A 21,013-nucleotide genomic window follows, 5' to 3' on the forward strand; every position below is an offset into this window, starting at 1 on the left:
TGCGGCTGGCCGCTGTAGCGATGCAGCAAGGCCTGGAACGAGGCCAGCAAGACCATGAACAGACTGGCGCCTTCGCGCTGGGCCAACTGTTTGAGCGCCGCGCCCAGTTCCGGCGGCAGGTTCAGGTCCAGGCGCGCACCGCGAAAACTCTGCACGGGCGGGCGCGGATGATCGAGGGGCAACTCCAATACCGGTTGTTCGTCGCCCAGGGTCTGCACCCAATAGGCCAACTGCCGCTCACGCTCACCGGCCTCGAGCCAGTGACGCTGCCAGATCGCATAGTCGGCGTATTGCACGCTCAGCGCTGGCAACGCCAACGGCTGGCCGGCGGTGTCGGCCGCGTAGTGACGCACCAACTCATCCACCAGCACCTGCATCGACCAGCCATCGGCAATGATGTGGTGCTGGATCAGCGCCAGCACGTGGTCGTCCTCGGCGATTTTCAACAGCGAAACCCGCAGCAACGGCCCCTGGCGCAAATCGAACGGGCGTGCGGTTTCAGCCTCGACGAACGCCTTGATGGCGTCGTCCTCGCTGGCCGACGGAGCGGCGGTCAAGGCCTGCACGGCGATGCCCAGGGGCATGTGCCGGTGGATGACCTGCACGGTTTGCTCGCCGTTCTCGCCGAAGGTGGTGCGCAAGCTTTCGTGGCGCTCGAGCAGTGCGTTGAAACTGCGCTCCAGGGCCGGCACGTCCAACTGCCCTTTGAGGCGCAGGGCACTGGGGATGTGGTAAGCCGAGCTGTGGGGATCCATTTGCCAGAGGAACCATTGACGTTCCTGGGCGTAGGAGAGCGGGATGTGTTCGAGCCCGAGACGGACCTGGGGAATCGGCAGATTGGCCGGCGAGACGCCCTCTTCGAGCATTTTCTCCAGGTACAGCTTACGTTTGTCCAGCGGCAGAGTGATAAAGCGCTTGGCAATCGTCAAAGCAACACTCTTGTCCATCAGACTTCCTCCATTTCATCAAGCAGGGCTTGCAGCTTGCTGAGTTTCTGTTCATTGATTGGCGCGTCCCCGGTGTCCAGTTGCGCGACAAAATCCCTCAGGACGGGGTGCTGGAAAATCAGTTGCGGGGTCAGGGTCAACCCCAGTTCGAGCGCCATGCGCGAGACGACATTGACCGCCAGCAGCGAATGGCCGCCCAGCTCGAAAAAGTGATCGTTCAGGCCCACGCGCTGCACCGTGAGCACCTGTGCCCAGATCGCCGCGACCTGCTGCTCAAGCTCAGTGACCGGAGCGACATAACCGGCCTGCAACCAGCCAGTGTCCACAGCCGGCAGGGCCTTGCGGTCGAGCTTGCCGTTGGGGGTCAGCGGCAATTGCTCGAGGAACAGCAGATGGGTCGGGATCATGTAGTCGGGCAGGTAGTCCTTGAGCCTGGCCTTGAGTTCATCGCGCAGTGCGCGTTGCTCCTCGGTGTCATCCAGATTCAGGGACGGAGCGACCACGTAGGCCACCAGTTGCTGGCCGCCCGACACGTCCTGGGCCAGCACCGCCACCTCACGCACCTGGGGCTGTTGCAGCAGCCGTGCTTCGATTTCTCCCAACTCGATGCGGAAGCCGCGGATCTTCACCTGATGGTCGATGCGGCCCTGATACTCGAGCACGCCATCGGCGCGATAACGGCTCAAGTCACCCGTGCGGTACAGCCGTTCGCCGGTTGTGGAAAACGGGTTGGGTACGTACTTCTCGGCGGTCATCGCGGCGCGGCCGAGGTAGCCACGGGTGATACCCGCGCCGCTCAGGTACAGCTCGGCTGAAACGCCCTGGGGCACCGCTTGCAGGTCGGCGTCGAGCAGGTAGCTGGCGGTGTGCTTGACGGGCCGGCCGATGTTCGCCGTGCCGCCGGCAGTGCGGCGGGTCCAGGTGGAATAGGTGGTGTCTTCCGAGGGGCCGTAAAGGTCGTAGACGTGCTCAATCCCTTGTGGGAGCACTCCTGTGGAAGCACAGTCTGTGGGAGCAAAGCTTGCTCGCGATGGCGGTGGGTCAGTTACACATGGGCCAGCCGATAGGATGCTATCGCGAGCAAGCTTTGCTCCCACAGGCTCTGTTCCTACTGGTTTTGCTTCCACTGGCTCGCTCCCACCGATGGGGTGCTGATACAGCGCATCCACCAGGCTTTGCTTCAGCGGTTCCCCGGCCAGGTTGATGATGCGCACACTGGCTGGAATCTCGCCGCTGCGCTGCAACGCGGCGATGGCCGAGGGCACGCTGTTGATCAGCCGTACTTGATCGCGGGCCGGGAGTTGCGGCAGCTCCAGGGCGTTGCGAGCGATGATCAGCGAACCGCCGTTGGCCAGGGTCACGAACAGCTCCCACACCGACAAGTCGAAGCACACCGAGGTCGACGCGAGCACGCCCTGGATGTCATCGCGGCTGTAGACCGATCTGGACCAGTCGATCAGCGCCAGCACGTTGCGATGGGCAATCGCTACGCCCTTGGGTTGGCCGGTGGAGCCGGAGGTGTAGATCACGTAGGCGAGGTTGTCGGGCGTCACGGTTGTGCGCGGTGCGCTCAATGGGTAGTGCGCCAGGTCGAGCTGATCCAGCATGAGCACAGCGGTTTCGGCCGGCACGCTCAGCGTCGCCGCCACCGATTGTTCAGTCAGCAACACCCGCGCGCGGCTGTCGTCGAGCATGTAGGCCACGCGCTCGGCCGGGTAATCCGGGTCCAGCGGCACGTAGGCGCCACCGGCCTTGAGCACCGCCAGCAAGGCGATCAGCAGGTGCTCGGAGCGCGGCATCGCCACGCCCACGCGCACTTCCGGGCCCACGCCCATTTCGATGAGTTTGTGAGCCAGGCGATTGGCACGGCCATCGACTTCGCTGTAGCTCAATCGGGTATTGGCGAAGGTCACCGCCAGGGCATCCGGTGTGGCCTCGGCCTGGCGAGCAATCATCTGGTGAATGCACAGCGCTTGTTCAAAGGGCGCATCAACCGGATTCCAGTCGTGGGTCAGGCGCTGATGCTCATCGAACTCCAGCATCGACAGTTCACCCAAGCAACGCTCGCCGCTATCGGTCATCTGGCCCAGCAACTGAACCAGATGGGTCGCCAGCCGTTCTACCGTGGCCGCCGAGAAGCTCGCCTGCTGGTAGCTCATGTGCACCGACAGTTGCCGATCCAACCCCACCAACAGCGTCAATGGGTAGCTGGTTTGTTCCTGGGTGAGCGCCGGGCCAAAGCGCAAACCGTCCGGTGCGCCCTGTTCCAAGGCTTGGGCAATCGGATAGTTTTCGAACACCAGCAAACTGTCGAACAGCGCTTCACCGCCCTGCCCGGCCCAGCGCTGGATGTCCAGCAACGCGGTGTGCTCAAACTCGCGCAGCGCCAGGTTCTGTGCTTGTAGCGCTTGCAGCCAACTGTCCAGGGACTGCTCGGCCCGAGGGCTGGCGATCACCGGCAGGGTGTTGATGAACAGGCCGATCTGCTGCTCGATGCCGGGCAAGTCCGCCGGACGACCGGCCACCGTCGCGCCGAAGGCCACGGTGTCTTTGCCGGTGTAACGCTGCAACAGCAGCAGCCACGCGGCCTGCACCAGCGTGTTGACGGTGACTTTCGAGGCACGGGCGAAAGCTTCCAGACGGCGGGTCAGCGTCTCGTCCAGCACCTGCACATGATCGCCATAACCGGCGCCGGTCTGGGTCGGTGATGCAACGGCGTCGGCCAGCCGCGTCGGGGCCTCCAAACGTTGCAGCGCAGGTCTCCAGAACGCTTCGCTGGCGGCACCATCCTGGCGTTGCAGCCAGGCGATGTAGTCGCGGTAACGACTGCCGTGAACCGAGACGCTCTGGCCGCTGTAGCGCTGCAACACTTCCCCGAGCAACTGGGAATTGCTCCAGCCGTCCATCAGGATGTGATGATGGGTGTAGATCAACTGATAGCGCTGCTCATCGAGCCGCACGATCAGCAGTCGCAACAGGGCCGGCGCGCTCAGGTCCAGCTGCCGACGCTCGGCTTCGGCCAGGGCCTGCAAGGTTTCATCGCGCTGCGCATCGTCCCGCAAATCATGTAAGCGGTAAGGCAAGTCCAATTGCTTGCTGACGATCTGCACCGGATCTGGCAGGTCACCCTGCCAGACAAACCGTGTGCGCAAGATGTCATGGGCGTCCACCGCCGCCTGCCAGGCTTGACGGAAACGTTGCGGCTCCAGGCCTTCAACGTCCAGGCGCAATTGGTTGATGTAGTCGCCCGTGGCGTCGCCGTAGACGCTATGGAACAGCATCCCTTGTTGCATCGGCGACAGTGGATACAGGTCGGCGATCTGCGCCGTCGCCACCGGCAATCCATCGAGTTGCTGCTGGTTCAGGCGGGCCAGGGGGAAGTCCGACGGCGTCACGCCGCCATGTTCGGCGTGGCAGCAATGTTCGATCAAGCCTTGCAGCTCGCGGGCGTAATCGTCGGCCAGGGCCTGAACGGTGGCTTCGTTGAACTGCTCGCGGCTGAAGGTCCAGCCCAGGTTCAGTTCGCCGCCAAACACTTGGCCGTTCAGCGCCAGGACGTTGGACAGCGGAGCCTGGGCGTTCAATTCATCGCCGGCGCCTTCGCTGGCCGGCAAGAACAAGGCACCTTGCGCTTCGCTGAAGCTGGCATCGAACTGCCCCAGGTAATTGAAGGTCAGCTGCGGTACCGGCAGCCGGGCAAGGATCGCCTGCGTCGGGTTATCCGCCAGATGAGCCAAGGCACCGAAACCCAGGCCTTTGTTGGGGATCGAGCGCAACTGCTCCTTGATCTGCTTGAGAGAGGTCCCCAGGTCCATCGACGGCGTCAGTCTGGCCGGGTACAGGCTGGTGAACCAACCGACGGTGCGGGTAAGGTCCACGTCATCGAACAACGCTTCGCGGCCATGGCCTTCGAGCTGGATCAACGCGCTGTCGGTGCCGGTCCAGCGCACCATGACCCGGGCCAAAGCGGTGAGCAGCAGATCATTGACCTGGGTGCGATAGGCCTTGGGCGCGTCTTGCAGCAATTGGCGAGTCAATGAAGCATCGAGCCGGGTGCGTACCGTCAGCGCGCGGTGGTTGTGCTGGCCGCCCTGGGGATTGTCCATCGGCAACCGCCCATCGACACCCTCCAGCCGGGTCTGCCAGTAGGCCAGTTCTTCCTGCAACGACGCGCTGCGGGCATAACCTTGCAAACGTTCGGCCCAGACCTGTGCCGAGGTGGTTTTCGCCGGCAACTGCAGCATCCCGCCGTCGGCCAGTTGCCGGTAGGCGCTTTGCAGATCGTCGAACAGAATCCGCCACGACACGCCATCCACCACCAGGTGATGGATCACCAGCAACAGCCGCTGACTGCCATCGGCCAACGTCGCCAGCACCGCCCGCAGCAGCGGCCCGTCTTGCAGGTCCAGGCTGCGTTGCGCGCGGTTGGCAATGTTTTCCAGCGCCTGGGCGTCAGGCACGTCCACCGCCCAAAGCAGCTCTGCGCAGTGGCTGGCCGGGGACCGGTAACTGGCCTGCCAGCCCTCGCTGCGTTCGCTGAAGCTCAAGCGCAGGCCATCGTGGTGCACCACCAGCGCGCTCAAGGCTTGCGCCAGCACGCGGGCATCCAGAGCATGCGTGGGTTTGAGCATCACCGCCTGGTTCCAGTGCTGACGCTCAGGGATCGCCTGCCCGAAGAACAGCCGTTGCACCGGCAACAGGGTCAGCGTACCGCTCACCGGCCCTTGATCGATGACCTGCGTGGTTTCACCCGAACGCGCCACCACCGCCAACGCTTCGATGGTCTGGTGCTGGAACAAGTCTTTGGGGGTGAAGTGAATACCGGTCTGACGGGCGCGGCTGACCACCTGGATCGAGACGATGGAATCGCCCCCCAGTTCGAAGAAGTTATCCCGCAGGCCGACTTGGCCGAGCTTGAGCACGTCCTGCCAGATGGACGCCAGTTGCTGCTCCAGGGTGCTGCGCGGTGCCACGTAGCGTTGCTGCAATTGACTGACGTCAGGCTTGGGCAGGTTCTTGCGGTCGAGCTTGCCGTTGGGGGTCAGTGGCAGGCGTTCGAGCAGCAGCAGATAGGCCGGGACCATGTGCGCCGGCAGGGTAGCCTTGAGTTGATCGCGCAGGTGCTCGGTGAAATCGGCACGCGGCGCCATTGATTCATCGGCCACCACATAGGCCACCAGACGCTTGCCGCTGCCGGCGCTGCCTTCCTGGGCGACCACCACCGCTTCACGCACGCCCTCGAGGGCTTGCAGGCTGGCTTCGACTTCTCCCAGTTCGATACGGAAACCACGAATCTTCACCTGGTTGTCGATGCGGTCCAGGTAATCGAACGTGCCGTCGGCGCGCTGGCGCACCAGGTCGCCGGTGCGGTACAGCAAGCCACCACCAGCACTGAACGGGTCGGCGATAAACCGCTCGGCCGTCAAGCCTGGACGGTTGAGGTAACCACGAGCCAGACCGCTGCCGCCCAGGTACAGCTCACCCGCCATGCCTTGGGGCAGCAGGTTCAGGTCGACGTCCAGCACGTAGGCGCTGCGGTCGCCGATGCGGCTGCCGATGGGCGCATACGCGGCGCCGCACACCTCATCACGACCCGCTTTCCAGATCAGCGGCGTGACCACGGTTTCGGTCGGGCCGTAGCCGTTGATGATGAAATCTGGATTCAGGGCGCGCTTGACCCGTTCGAAACTGGCGTTGGCCACCGCATCGCCACCAAAGCAATAGATCCGCACCTTCGGCGGGTTGCCTTCGCGCTCGGCGTGTTCGGCCAGTTGTTGCAGGTACACCGGCGGGAACGCCACCACCGTCACAGCGTGCTCGCGCAGGGCGTTGTAGGTTTGTTCCGGGGTCCACAGGCTGTCATCGCGAATCAGCAAGGAGGCACCGTGGGTCAGGCTGGTGAGCCAACGCTCATGGGCACCGTCGAAAGCGAAGGACATGAAATGGAATTCGCAATCGCTGCTGTGCATTTCATAGCGCTCGCCGATGGCCTGGCAGTGCATCGCCAGCGGACCATGGGCCACACTCACACCCTTGGGATTTCCGGTGGAACCGGAGGTGTAGATCACGTAGGCGAGGTTCTGCGGGTCGATCTGGACGGACGGTGCGCTCAGCGGTTGCAGGCTCAGGTCCAGGCGATCGAGTTCCAGCACCTGGGCGGCGCCTTCCAACGGCAACTGCGCCGACACCCGGGAGTCGGTGAGCAACAACGCCAGCCCTGAATCCTCGATCAGGTACGCCAGGCGTTCACGGGGATAGCCGGTGTCCAGCGGCACATAAGCACCGCCCGCCTTGAGCACCGCCAGCAGCGCGACAATCACCCCTTCGCTGCGCGGCAAGGCCACGCCGACCCGGGTTTCCGGGCCCACACCATGGGCCATCAGTGCGTGGGCCAATTGGTTCGCCCGCCGCTCGATGTCGCCATAACTGAAACGCTGACCGTCAAAGATCACCGCCGTGCTGTGTGGGTTTAGCGCTGCCAGATGGGCGATGCGCTGGTGTACGGCAATGTCGGTCGGGTATGGCTGCGGATGGTTGGCCGCCTGTTGCCGAGCCTGCTCCTCGGCGCCGGCCAAGGCGATTTCCCCCAGGTTGCGCAGCGCCGATTCGGCGAAGCGTTCCAGCAGTTGCAACAGGTGCTCGCTGATGCCGGCGATGGCCGCCGGGCTGAAATGCGCCCGGTCGAAGCTGTAGTGCAGCGCCAGGCTCTGGCCAATGGTCACCGCAACACTCAACGGGTAATGGGTTTGCTCCTGGTGCGTGACCTCACCGAACACCACGCCCTGCCCGGCGCCTTCTTGCAGGGCCTGAGCGATGGGGTAGTTTTCGAACACCAGGATGTTGTCGAACAGCGCTTCGCCGCCCTGCCCGGCCCAGCGCTGGATGTCGGCCAACGGCGTGTGCTCGAAATCGCGCAGGCTCAGGTTCTGCGCCTGCACCGCTTGCAGCCAGGCGCCGACCGACTGATCCGGGCGCGGCGCGGCGATCACCGGCAACGTGTTGATGAACAGGCCGACCTGTTGCTCGATGCCCGGCAAGTCCGCCGGACGCCCGGCCACAGTGGCACCAAAGGCCACGCAGTCGTGACCGGTATAGCGTTGCAGCAACAACAGCCACGCCGCTTGCACCAGGGTATTGAGGGTGACTTTCTGCTGGCGGGCAAACTGTTCCAGGGCCTGGGTGCGCGGGACGTCCAGGGTCTGGAAGTGATCGCCATGACCGCTGTGGATTTCACTGGCGGACATCACTCGCGCCAAGCGGGTCGGCTCCTGCAAAGTCGCCAGTTGAGCGCTCCAGAACGCCTCGCTCAATTGCCCGTCCTGACGTTGCAGCCAGGCGATGTAATCGCGATAGCGCCCGACGGCGCTGGCCGACGTGCGACCGCTGTAGCGTTGCATCACCTCACCGAGCAGCTGCGAATTGCTCCAGCCGTCCATCAAGATGTGGTGATAGGTGTAGATCAAATGCCATTGCCCGGCGCCGGTCTGCACCAGCACCAGGCGCAACAGCGGCGCCTGGCTCAGATCGAAACCTTGCGCGCGCTCGCTATCGGCCAGCGCGGCAAGGGCCTGCGACGGATCGCGATGCTCGCGCCAGTCCAGCACCGTGAACGGCAATTGCCCCTTTTTGTGGACGATCTGCAGCGGCTGCTGCAATTGCCCCTGCCAGACGAAGCCGCTGCGCAAGATGTCCTGCGCATCGACGGTGGCTTGCCAAGCGGCGCGGAAACGTTCGGTGTCCAGGCCTTGCACGTCCACCCGCAACTGGTTGACGTACTCGCCGGCGGCCTGCTCGTAGAGGGTGTGGAACAACAGTCCCTGTTGCATCGGCGACAGTGGATAGAGATCGTCGAGCTGGCCGGCCGGCACCGGCAGCCCGTCGAGTTGCGCCTGAGTGACAGACGCCATCGGGAAATCCGACGGTGTGGCTTGCGGAGTGACCAGGTTAGCGCAATGTTCGATCAGCGCCTTGAGCTCAATGGCGTATCGATCGACCAGTTGCTGCACGGTCGCGCGGTCGAACATCTCACGGCTGAAACCCCAGCTCATCGCCAGTTCGCCGCCATAGACCTGACCTTCCACGGTCAGCCAGTTGGCCAGGGGTGCCGTCGGGTCCTGGGCGACGCCACTGCCTTCGCTGGAGGGCACGAACAACGCCGCCTCATCGAACTGCCGGTCGAACTGGCCGAGATAGTTGAACGTAATGCGCGGTGGCGCCAGATCCGCCAGTTCGGCGCGCACCGAAGGTGCTGCCAAATGACGCAGCACGCCATAACCCAGGCCTTTGTCCGGGACGCCGCGCAGGTGTTCCTTGATCGCCTTGATCGACCCACCGAGATCGTCGCTGGCCGTCAGTTTCACCGCGAACAGGCTGGTGAACCAACCCACCGTCCGGGTCAGGTCGATGTCATCGAACAGCGCTTCACGGCCATGACCTTCCAGTTCGATCAGCGTGTCCGGCTGCCCGCTCCAGCGAGTGATGGTGCGGGCCAGCGCGGTCAGCAGCAGATCGTTGACCTGGGTGCGATACGCAGCAGGTGCGCGTTGCAGCAATTGTCGGGTCAGTTCGGCATCCAGACGCCATTCGATCTTCGCGCCGTGGGCATTTTCCAGGCTGCCTTGGGGCCGATCACACGGCAGGTCCAGCGCGCCTTGGTGCTGGGCTTTCCAGTAGGCCAACTGATCGTCGAAGCGCGGCGCTTCGGCGTTCAGACGCGCGGTCCAACTCTGGAATGCGCTGGTCTTGGCCGGCAAGGTCACGCCGCCACCCGCCGCCAGTTGTTCGTAAGCCTGCTGCAAATCTTCCAGCAACACCCGCCACGACACACCGTCTACCACCAGGTGATGGATGACCAGCGCCAGCCGCTGACTGCCGTCGGCCAGATTCACCAACATGGCGCGCAACAGCGGCCCTTCTTGCAGGGAGAGGCTGCGCTGCGCCTCGTCGCACAGCGTATTCAGTTGCTCGGCGGATTGGGCATCGCGCAACCACAGATCAGCGCTTTGCAGCAGCGGTCCGTGGCTCTGCTGCCAGCCGTCCGCGCCCGGCACAAAGCGCAGGCGCAGGGCATCGTGATGATTGATCACGCACGTCAGCGCCGCGTCGAGCCATTGCCCATTCAAGGGCTCGCGAGCGGTCAGCAGCAGCGACTGGTTCCAGTGCTCACGGGCGTTCATCGGCCGCGAGAAAAACTGCTGCTGGATCGGCCCGAGGAGAGCCTCGCCGGTGATAGGCCCCTGGTCCACCGCACTGTGATGGTCGAGGCTGGCAACCAGGGCCAGGCTGCGCACGGTCTGGTACTGGAACAGATCACGCGGATTGATGCCGATACCGAGCTGCCGCGCACGGCTCACCACTTGAATGGAGATGATCGAATCACCGCCCAGCTCGAAGAAATTGTCTTCGAGGCCGACCCGCTCCAACCCGAGTACGTCCTGCCATATTTCAGCCAGCGCGATCTGCAGCGCATCCTGCGGCGCGACGAACGCCTGCTGCGGCGCCGCGTCCGGTTGCGGCAGGGCCTTGCGGTCCAGTTTGCCGTTGGCGGTGACCGGTAATCTGGCCAACGGCATCAGGTAGGTCGGCACCATGTATTCCGGCAGACTGCCCAGCAGCCACGCTTTGAGGTCCTGCTGCCATTGCTCGTGCGGGTGGGTATTTTCCAGCACCAGATAACCCACCAGATGCTTGCCGTCCTGCACCAACACCACCGCCTCGCGCACCAGCGGGTGCTGCATCAGGCGGGTTTCGATTTCGCCCAGCTCAATGCGCAGGCCACGCAGCTTGACCTGATGGTCGAGGCGGCCAAGGTATTCGATCACCCCGTCGGCACGCTGGCGCACCCGGTCGCCGGTGCGGTACAGGCGCGCGCCGTCATGGAAGGGGCACGGTACAAAACGCTCGGCGGTCAGCGCCGGGCGCTGGTGATAACTGCGCGCCAGCCCCGCCCCGCCCAGGTACAACTCGCCAGGCACGCCGTACGGCACCGGCGCCAATTGCGCGTCGAGCACGTGAGTGCGCAGGTTGGCGATCGGCCGACCGATCGGCACGCAATCGGCACCTTCGTCGACGCATGTCCAGTGGGTCACGTCGATGGCCGCTTCGGTCGGCCCGTACAGGTTGTAGAGGCTGGCGTTCGGCAGTTTGGCGAAGACTTGTTTCTGCGCATCCAGCGGCAAGACTTCGCCGCTGCAGACGATGCGCCTTAGCCCTTCACAGGTTTGCACGCCCGGCTCATGGATAAACGCCTGCAGCATCGACGGCACGAAGTGCAGCGTGCTGATGCGGTAACGGTTGATGATATCGATCAATTGCAGCGGGTCGCGGTGCGCACCCGGCGCGGCCACCACCAGACACGCACCAGCCATCAGCGGCCAGAAGAATTCCCACACCGACACGTCGAAGCTGAACGGCGTTTTTTGCAACACCGCATCGCTGTCATCCAGGCCGTAAGCCTGCTGCATCCAGCACACACGGTTGACCAGGGCCGCGTGACTGTTGCCCGCGCCCTTGGGTCTGCCAGTGGAACCGGAGGTGTAGATCACATAGGCCAGACTCAACGGATCAACCGTCACCTCGGGGCGACGCTCGCTGTAACCGTCGAGCCAGCCACTCGGCTGATCGAGCAGAATCACGCTGACGCCATCAGTTGGCAGCTCCGCCGCCAGCGAGCGCTGGGTCAGCAGCAAGGCGATGCCGCTGTCTTCGATCATGTAGGCCAGGCGATCCTGCGGGTACTCCGGGTCCAGCGGCACATAGGCGCCGCCGGCTTTATGGATCGCCAGCAGACCGACCACCATTTCCACCGAACGCTCGACGCAGATCCCCACCAGCGTGTCCGGCCGCACACCGCGCTCACGCAGCAGATGGGCCAGGCGGTTGGCGCGGGCATCCAGTTGCGCGTAGCTCAGGCTTTGTTCGCCAAACAACAACGCCGGAGCATCCGGGGTGCGCGCCACTTGGGCTTCAATCAGTTGATGCATGCAGCGATCGGTCGGATAGCGTTGGGCCGTGGCATTGCCACCGTGCACCAAGGTGTTGTGCTCGTCGGCGTCGAGCAGCGGCAATTCGCCGATGCGTTGCGACGGATCGGCGACCATCGCCGCCAGCAAACGCAACCAATGCCGGGCCATGCGCGCGATGGTTGGCGTTTCGAACAGGTCGTTGGCGTACGTCAGCGCGGCGTGCAGCTTGCCGGCCTTTTCGTAGGTGTCCAGGGTCAGGTCGAACTGGGTGGTGCGACCCTGCCAGTCGAGCATGCCGAGTTCCAGCCCGGACGCGGTGCTGACCGTGGTGAGGTCGGCTACGTGCGGCTGATGGTTGTACATCACCTGGAACAGCGGCGTATGGCTGAGACTGCGTTCCAGCTTCAGGGCTTCGACCAGACGCTCGAATGGCAGGTCCTGATGGGCCTGGGCACCGAGCGCGGTCTCTTTGACTGCGCGCAGCAAATCGGCAACCCGCGTCTGCCCGTCCAGTTCGGTGCGCAGCACCTGGGTGTTGACGAAGAAGCCGATCAGGCCTTCGATTTCATCGCGATTGCGGTTGGCGATCGGCACACCGACGCGGATATCGGACTGGCCGCTGTAGCGATGCAACAGCACGTTGAACGCGCCGAGCAACAGCATGAACAGCGTGATGCCATGCTGCTGGGCGGTGCTGCGCAGTTGCTCCGCCAAAGCGGCATCGATGGCAAACTCATGACGGCTGCCGCGATAGCTCGGCATGGCCGGGCGCGAGTGATCGGTCGGCAGTTCGAGCACCGGATGCTCGCTGCCCAGTTGCGCCTGCCAATACTCGAGTTGCCGCGCCTGCTCGCCCGCTTCGAGCCAGCGGCGCTGCCACAGGGCGTAATCGCTGTACTGGATCGGCAGCGGCGCGAGTTGCGGCGACTGCCCCGCCTCATGGGCGTCATAGCAGCGGATGAATTCGTCGATCAGCACGTTCATCGACCAGCCGTCGGAAACGATGTGGTGCAAGGTCAGCAACAGCACGTGTTCCTGCTCGTCGAGCTTGAGCAGCTTGACCCGCAGCAGCGGCCCGACCGCCAGATCGAACGGCAGCAGTGACTGTTGCTGCGCCGCCTCGGCCACCGCCTGTTCGCGCTCGGCGGCCGGCAAGGCACTGAAATCCTGTTGCTCGATCAGCAGCGGCGCGCAGGTCGGCACTTGCAACAGGCTATCGTCCGCCTGACGCTGGAACACCGTACGCAGGGTTTCGTGACGCGCGACGAGGCTGGCGAAGGCCTGCTCCAGCGCCGTCAGGCTCAACGCGCCCTTGAGCCGCACCGCCCCCGGCAGGTTGTAGGCCGCGCTGCCGGGCTCCAGCTGCCAGAGGAACCACATGCGCTGCTGGGCGTAGGACAAGGCTTGGCGATCTTCGGCTTCAACGCCCTGGGGGATGGGGAAACCGCTGAACTCGACGCCCTCCTTGTCCAGCGCCGCCAGGAACATCCGGCGCTTGTCCAGGGGCAACCCGATAAACCGGCGAGCAAGTTTCAAGGCGTCTTCAGCATTCATTTCTGGGTATCCGGAATCAGTGGGCACAAGGCACAAAGGCATGTCGTCCCTATAAAACGAATGCAGACCGGAAAAATTAGCGCTTGAGAATAGAGGTCAGGAAAGAGGGAAATCCGTGGCGAGGGAGCTTGCTCCCGCTCGACTGCGCAGCAGTCGCAGAAGCTCCCGGCCGCAAAAGAACCGACGCCTAGTAGGGGTCGCTTCGCAACCCAGCGGGAGCAAGCTCCCTCGCCACAAAAGCAGATTGTTTGTGAATCAGTGCATCAGGCGCTGATTGCCAACCCATGCCGTCGATGATGCACGCTCAACTGATCCTTGATCAGGCGCAGCACCCTGGCCTCGTGCTCATGGATAAAAAAGTGCCCACCCGCCAGCATGTCCACCGAAAAGCTGCCGGAGGTTTCCCGGCTCCAGCCGATCAGTTGCTCGGAGCTGGCCTTGTCGGTGGTGCCGCCGAGCACGTGCACCGGGCATTTGAGCGGTGCTCGGGTTCGCGGCTGGAAGCGCCCGCACAGCAGAAAATCCGCCCGCAGCACAGGCAAGGTCAGGGCCATCAATTCTTCATTGGCCAGGACTTCTTCGCTGGTGCCATTGAGGGTGCGCAGTTGTTCGATCAATTCAGTATCGGTTTTCGGTGTGGCAAAACCGCGGTCGTAATCGGCGCGCATCGTCGGCGCTGCGGTGCCCGAGGCGAACAGCGCTACCGGTTCCGGGCAACCCAGCTCGCGCAAGGCATGGGCGATTTCGCAGGCCAGCAATGCGCCCAGGCTGTGGCCGAACAGCGCATAAGGGGCCTGGAGCGTGGGGCGCAGTTCCCGGGCCAGTTGCATCGCCAGCGGGCCCATGTCGGTGTGCAGCGGCTCGCCGAAACGCGCCCCGCGCCCCGGCAGCTCAACCGGCTGCACCTGCAGCCATTGCGGCACCTTGCGCCGCCAGCGGCTGTAAACCATGGCGCTGGCGCCGGAATACGGCAGGCATAGCAAGGTCAGTTGGGTCACTGCGGTTTTCTCCGATCAGTTGTGTATGGAAGATAACGAACTGGCGACAGTCTGAATTAGTCAGTGTCGCCGTATCTGCCCCATGGCCTCACACGCCCCCTATACTGGCGGCATCTCGGCTCGCCCATCGCAAAGGAGAACGCCATGACCTGGTCTGCCAAGCAATACGTCACGTTTGAACAGGAACGCACCCGTCCGGCCCGGGACCTGCTGGCGGCCATCCCGCCGGGGCAAGCGCGCTCGGTGATCGACCTGGGGTGCGGCCCCGGCAATTCCACAGAATTATTGGTGGAGCACTTTCCCGGGGCAACGGTGCGTGGCCTGGACAGTTCCAGCGACATGATACAGGCCGCCCGTCAGCGCTTGCCCGAAGTGGCCTTCGACACCGCAGACATCGGCCAATGGGACGAACCCGGTCCCTTCGATGTGATCTTCGCCAACGCGGTGCTGCAATGGCTGCCCGACCACGCAACCCTGCTGCCGTCACTGGTCAGCAAACTGGCCGAGGGTGGCAACCTGGCGATCCAGATGCCCGACACCCTGCACCAGCCGTCCCACCGCTTGATGCGGGAAATCGCCGCCAATGGGCCTTGGGCCAGCCAACTGGCCGGAGCCGCCGATACGCGCACGGAAGTGGCCGATGCCAGCCTGTACTACTCGATCCTCAAGCCCCATTGCACCCGTGTCGACGTGTGGCGCACCACCTACCATCACCCGCTGGCCGGGGGCGCCGCCGGCGTGGTGGAGTGGTTCAAGGGCAGCGGCTTGCGGCCGTTTCTCGACCCGCTGGATGAGGTGCAACGCGGGCAATACCTGCAACAGTATCTCAACGCCGTTGAACAGGCTTATCCGGCCATGGACGATGGAACGGTACTGCTGCCCTTCCCCCGTGTGTTCATGGTCGCGACCCGCTAAACGAAGCAGCGCGGGTTAAATTTCCGGTCCCGGCCCTCGTTACCTGCTCAGACCAAAACCCACAAGAGTGACCGCCGTGGACCTGCAAACCATTCTGGGCAAACTGTTCGCCAACGCGGGCGCCGTTGGTATCGAAGGTGTTTTCCAATTCGTGTTCGGCCCCCAGCAGGCGTACTGGTCCGAGGTCAGAACCAGCAGCCGCACCCAGGCCGGTCGCCACAGCAGCCCCGACGTGACCATTGAAGTGGCGGAAAAGGACTTTCTCGGGATCATGGCCGGCCTGGCCAATGTCGAGGAGCTGTTTGCCAGCGGACGCCTGAAGATCGGCGGCAACATGGGCCTGGCGACGTTGTTGCCGCAGATCATCGAGCATGCCCGCCACGGCAGTGGCGCGGTGGAAAAGGTCGACATGAACAAGCGCTACCCCACCCCGCCGCGCTTCAGCGAAAAGCTCACCGCCAGCCTGCCGATCCAACGCAGCGTGGAGCGTCGGCCGCGCAGCGAGCTGTCAGTGCAAGCGTTTCAAGCGCGCTACCTGCCCCATGGCATACCGGTGGTCATCAGCAATGCCTTGCAGGACTGGCCGTTGTTCAAGCTCAGTCGCGAAGAATCCCTGGTGCATTTTGCCGAGCTGCAAGGCATCACCCGCCACGGCGACTACGTGAAAAAAACCTTCTCCACCGAGCGGGACTTCCGCTCCACGTCCATGGCCGATTTCATTGCTTCTCTGGACAGCCCGGCGGTCAAGGGCGCCGATGGTGAACCGCCGGCCTACATGGGCAACAACATCCTGCCGGCGCAATTGATGGAGCAAATCAACTACCCGCCCTATTTCGACCCGTCGCTGTTCATCCCGCCACGCATCTGGATCGGCCCAAAGGGCACCCTCACCCCGCTGCACCGCGACGACACCGACAACCTGTTCGCCCAGGTCTGGGGCCAGAAAATCTTCACCCTCGCCGCCCCCCATCACCGCGAAGCCCTCGGCACCTGGTCCACGGCGCCCCAAGGCGGCCTGGACGGTTGCGATTTCAACCCGGACGCGCCGGACTACCAGCGCTTCCCCCGCGCCCGTGACGTGACCTTCCTGCGGGTGACGCTGGAGGCCGGGGATCTGCTGTTCCTGCCTGAAGGCTGGTTCCATCAGGTGGAGTCGGTGTCCACTTCGTTGTCAGTGAACTTCTGGGTGAATTCGGGGCGGGGTTGGTGAGCGCTGACTTGAGGCGAGCGGCCTTTGTGGCGAGGGGATTTATCCCCGCTGGGGCGCGAAGCGGCCCCATTCAAACTGTCTGCCACATCACCGTTGCCAGGTTCTGGGGCTGCTGTGCAGCCCAGCGGGGATAAATCCCCTCGCCACAGGTTTTGTGTTCGCCATGGGTGGCGCGTTCATTCCATCGTGAAGACTGCTTCACCCAAATGAACTCCACGCACCTCATACCAGTCAGCAGGTAAAGCCCTCAACTCAAGGTGCTAGACCATGCAGATATCCCTCGCCCGACAGGTTGCCCTGGTCACCGGCGCCAGTTCCGGCATTGGTGCAGGCGCGGCCAGGGCATTGGCAGACGCCGGTGCCGCGGTGGTGCTCAACTACCACTCCAGCGCCGGCCCGGCGCAAGACCTGGCCCGTGAAATCAACGCCAACGGTGGACGCGCCATCGCCGTCGGTGCCGATGTGTCGAAGGAGCCGGATGTCGAGCGACTGTTCGCCCAGACTATCGAAGCCTTTGGCACGCTGGACATCCTGGTCGCCAACTCCGGCCTGCAAAAAGACGCCGCCGCCGTCGACATGAGCCTGGAGGACTGGAACACCGTGATCGGCACCAACCTGACCGGCCAGTTCCTCTGCGCCCGTGCCGCCCTGCGGATTTTCAATCAGCAGGGCATTCGCCAGGGCGTGTCCCGGGCCGCCGGCAAAATCATCCACATGAGCTCAGTGCACCAGCGCATCCCCTGGGCCGGTCACATCAACTACGCTGCCTCCAAGGGCGGCGTCCATCTGCTGATGCAGAGTCTGGCCCAGGAAATCAGCCACCAGCGCATCCGCATCAACAGCATCGCGCCCGGCGCGATCCGCACGGCCATCAACCGCGAGGTCACTGAAGGCGAACAGGAGCAGAAATTGCTGGAGCTGATTCCTTACGGGCGTATCGGCGATGTGGAAGATGTCGCCAACGCGGTGGTCTGGCTGGCGTCGGACTTGTCCGATTACGTGGTAGGCACCACGTTGTTCATCGATGGCGGGATGAGCCTTTATCCGGGGTTCCACGGCAATGGCTGACTATCACGAAACCCAAAGCCCTATCGAGAACCACGGCATCATCGGCGACATGCGCAGTGCTGCGCTGGTGAATGACCGAGGCAGTGTCGACTTTTTCTGCTGGCCGGAATTCGACAGCCCATCAATTTTCTGCTCGCTGCTGGACACGCCGGACGCGGGCATCTTTCAACTGGCGCCGGACCTGCCCCACGCCCGTCGCCAGCAGATCTACCTGCCTGACACCAACGTACTGCAAACCCGCTGGCTGAGTGATGACGCCGTGGTGGAAATCACCGACCTGCTGCCCATCGGCGACAGCGAGGATGACCTGCCGGTATTGATCCGCAAGGTGAGCATGACCCTCGGCAGTGCGACGTTTCGCATGCGCTGCGCGGTCCGCCACGACTACGCCCGCAGCCTCACCAGCGCACACCGTGACGGCGATCACATCTGCTTCGAAGCCCCGGGGCAACCTGGCTTGCGTTTGTGTTCCGATCAGGCCATGACCCTGGACGACCGGGCGGCGGTGGCCGAGTTCACGCTGGAACAAGGCCAGAGCGCCGAGTTCCTGCTGGGCGGGATTGACGACCCGCGGCTTCAGGATGACATCAGCGCAATATGCCTGGAGCGAACCCTGGCGTTCTGGCGCGGCTGGATTGGCCAATCCACCTATCGCGGGCGCTGGCGGGAAATGGTCAACCGCTCGGCCTTGGCGCTGAAACTGCTGACCTCACGCAAACACGGCGCCATCCTCGCCGCCGCGACCTTCGGCCTGCCGGAAACCCGTGGCGGCGAGCGCAACTGGGACTATCGCTACACCTGGATCCGCGACGCGTCCTTCACCGTTTACGCGTTCATGCGCCTGGGCTTCGTTGAAGAAGCCAACGCCTACATGCGTTTTCTGCGGAGCCGGGTCAGCGACTGCTGCGATCAGCCGATCAAACTCAACATCCTGTACGGCCTGGACGGCAGGCTGGAGCTACCTGAAGTCGAACTGCCACACCTCAACGGCTTTGGTCATGCCAAGCCGGTGCGCATCGGCAACCTGGCCTACAAACAAGTGCAACTGGATATCTTCGGCGAATTGATGGACGCGGTGTACCTGGTCAATAAATACGGCGAAGCCATTTCCCATCAGGGCTGGAAACACGTCGTCAATGTGGTCGATCAGGTCTGTGATATCTGGCAGGACAAAGACGTGGGTATTTGGGAAATGCGCGGGGAGAAGCACCACTTCCTGCATTCGCGGCTGATGTGCTGGGTCGCCGTCGATCGCGCCATCCGCCTCGCGGTCAAACGCTCCTTGCCCGCGCCTTTCGCCCGCTGGGACCAGACTCGCCAGGCCATCTATGAAGACATCTGGACAAATTTCTGGAACGAGGAACGGCAGCATTTCATCCAGCGTCTGGGCAGCACCGCCCTCGACGGTTCGATGTTGTTGATGCCGCTTGTGCGCTTCGTCAGCGCCCGCGACCCGCGCTGGCTCTCGACCCTCGATGCCATTGAAAAAGACCTGGTGCGCGATGGCATGGTCTACCGCTACCGCAACGACGAAAGCCCCGTCGACGGCCTCAGTGGCATTGAAGGCTCGTTCGCCGCGTGTTCGTTCTGGTACGTCGAATGCCTGGCCCGCGCCGGCCGTGTGGAAAAAGCCCAGCTGGAGTTCGAACAACTGCTGCGCTACGCCAACCCGCTGGGCTTGTACGCCGAGGAGTTCGACAGCCACGGCTACCACCTGGGCAACACCCCCCAGGCTTTGACCCACCTGGCGCTGATCAGCGCCGCCAGCTTCCTGGACCGCAAATTGAGTGGGGACAAAACGCATTGGCAGCCGTGAGCCGGGCTGGCGAGTGAACGTATTCCCCGCTGTGCACGGGCTTTTGTGGGAGCAAGGCTTGCCCGCGATGAAGGCGACGCGGTCGTGAAATCGAGTCGCCCTCATCGCGGGCAAGCCTTGCTCCCACCCTGCACCACCAAAGCTCAGTACAACAAGTGGTGTATCTGCTACCGCGCCGACTCAGCCAGTTCGAGATCATCCAACGCTCGATTGGCCAGCAACGTACCCAGCTCAATCAACTGCTGAATCCCCAGCGCAACATGCCGCCGGGAACCTTCCAGCTCGAATGCCAGGTCACTGACCATGGCGTTGGCCGAAGCCAGGGTTTCGCTGAGGCTGGTCAGCACGGATTCGGTGTTGAGGCCGGGGACCACTGAAAATATCTGGCCGTCCTGGGTGTCGGGTTTGGCTGGGGCTGGGGGAGACAAGTGAACATTCAGCGCGCGGTCAGCGGCTTCGCGGAGTTTTTTGGTGTCGAGGGTGGTGTAGGCGGACAGGTTTTCGGCGCGTGGAGGGTTGGGGGTGATCTTGACCATTTGTGAAGCTCCTGACTTGAAATTGAGCCCACTCACCTCGTGACCAAACGAGGGGTGGTGGGCTATACGCAGGTTGGTCAACCGGGAAGTCAGGCACCCGGCGCACTCGAAAGTGCCCCGCGCACAGCCCACCGCAAAGCATACCGACAAGCACACAAAAAAGCGCCGACATGCTGAGGTTGGCGCGTGTGCGCCTGACATTGGACGGGTGACCAAACCCGATCGCTGATTTTGCAGCGACCGGCACAGCCTAGCCCCGCCGTTTCCGAACCGGCAACCGCCACGACTCGTCGGAAAATTCCGGTTCACCTATTTTTTTGTAGGAACTCCACACCCTTGTGGCGAGGGGATTTATCCCCGCTGGGCTGCGTAGAGCCCGTCCATAGGCCAATCCACTTTGCCAGACAGACCGAGTTGACCGTTTTCGGGGCTGCTACGCAGCCCAGCGGGGATAAATCCCCTCGCCACAGAAGCGGGCACCAACATTTCTCCATCTATCGCTGCCGCCGGTTTCAGGTTGCCAGCCCTGTAAACCCCTCCTAAGATCGATGCACTCAAGGGTGCAGCGGAGCTGCCCGATAAAACCCGATTCAAGGATCTGACATGACCCATGTAAAACGCTCTATCACCACCCCGCCCCGAACAGGCCTGACCCGGGAAGACCTCTGGGAAGGCCAGGACAAGGGCCTGATCAAGTGCTGGGAAATCGGCCGCGACCGGGCGCTGAAGTTTCCCGAGCTGGCGCAGCGTTGCCTGGCCGGTGAATTGCCAGTGCTCGGCTGGAAAGGCGGTGTCAGTCGCAGCCTGAAGAAAAACGAAAAGTTCGGCTGCCTCAAGTACCTCGCCCAATGGCAGGGCCTGCGCGGTGAAGACCTGGACATCGACCTGTCCCAGGACCGCACCCTGACCTGCTCCAGCACGAACATGATCGTGACCTTCACGCCGGATCGGGCCAAATACGTGAATCAGGAACCCGCATAACGGCAACCGAGCCGTGCAGGAGAC

General features: G+C 63.4%; 9 protein-coding genes (1 of these 9 running past the window's edge). 5 read left to right on the forward strand and 4 right to left on the reverse strand.

Going from position 1 to position 21,013, the window contains the following annotated elements:
* The 3 genes from AC3I65_RS17790 to AC3I65_RS17800 form a co-directional block, all read right to left on the reverse strand.
* Positions 1-947: the 5' portion of a non-ribosomal peptide synthase/polyketide synthase gene (locus AC3I65_RS17790; RefSeq protein ID WP_488524039.1), read on the reverse strand. It extends 12,709 nt beyond the left edge of the window; the window shows 947 of its 13,656 coding nt (coding positions 1-947); it begins with the start codon at positions 945-947; its stop codon lies beyond the left edge, outside the window.
* Positions 947-13,465 carry a non-ribosomal peptide synthase/polyketide synthase gene (locus tag AC3I65_RS17795; RefSeq protein WP_488524040.1) on the reverse strand — a complete coding sequence of 4,173 codons (12,519 nt, stop codon included), beginning with the start codon at positions 13,463-13,465 and terminating at the stop codon, positions 947-949. Before AC3I65_RS17795 ends, AC3I65_RS17790 begins: the two co-directional genes overlap by 1 nt.
* Before the next feature lie 263 nt (positions 13,466-13,728).
* On the reverse strand, positions 13,729-14,463 hold the full coding sequence (locus tag AC3I65_RS17800) for a thioesterase II family protein (protein ID WP_488524041.1): 735 nt from the start codon (positions 14,461-14,463) through the stop codon (positions 13,729-13,731).
* 144 nt (positions 14,464-14,607) lie between these two features.
* Here AC3I65_RS17800 and tam point away from each other — a divergent pair, with 144 nt between their 5' ends.
* The 4 genes from tam (at position 14,608) to AC3I65_RS17820 (ending at position 19,472) form a co-directional block, all read left to right on the forward strand.
* Complete coding sequence (gene tam, locus AC3I65_RS17805; RefSeq protein ID WP_047230458.1) at positions 14,608-15,378, forward strand: trans-aconitate 2-methyltransferase; 771 nt, start codon at positions 14,608-14,610, stop codon at positions 15,376-15,378.
* A 76-nt stretch (positions 15,379-15,454) separates the two neighbouring features.
* A complete protein-coding gene (locus tag AC3I65_RS17810) occupies positions 15,455-16,588 on the forward strand; it encodes a cupin-like domain-containing protein (RefSeq protein ID WP_488524042.1) in 1,134 nt (377 codons plus the stop codon).
* Between the two features lie 267 nt (positions 16,589-16,855).
* On the forward strand, positions 16,856-17,656 hold the full coding sequence (locus AC3I65_RS17815) for an SDR family oxidoreductase (protein ID WP_305466396.1): 801 nt from the start codon (positions 16,856-16,858) through the stop codon (positions 17,654-17,656).
* Positions 17,649-19,472, forward strand: coding sequence for a glycoside hydrolase family 15 protein (locus tag AC3I65_RS17820; protein ID WP_454864509.1), 1,824 nt, complete (start codon positions 17,649-17,651; stop codon positions 19,470-19,472). The genes AC3I65_RS17815 and AC3I65_RS17820 overlap by 8 nt, the downstream gene beginning before the upstream one ends.
* A 167-nt stretch (positions 19,473-19,639) precedes the next feature.
* Here the strand turns inward: AC3I65_RS17820 and AC3I65_RS17825 are convergent, their stop codons facing one another.
* A complete protein-coding gene (locus tag AC3I65_RS17825) occupies positions 19,640-20,008 on the reverse strand; it encodes a DUF6124 family protein (protein WP_076383879.1) in 369 nt (122 codons plus the stop codon).
* Between the two features lie 603 nt (positions 20,009-20,611).
* On the opposite strand from AC3I65_RS17825, the gene AC3I65_RS17830 reads away from it, so the two are divergent.
* Entirely contained in the window at positions 20,612-20,989 is a 378-nt protein-coding gene (locus AC3I65_RS17830) for a hypothetical protein (RefSeq protein ID WP_139049520.1), read from the forward strand.
* Positions 20,990-21,013 lie beyond the last annotated feature (24 nt).

It is taken from the genome of Pseudomonas sp. N-1-13 (assembly GCF_057787095.1).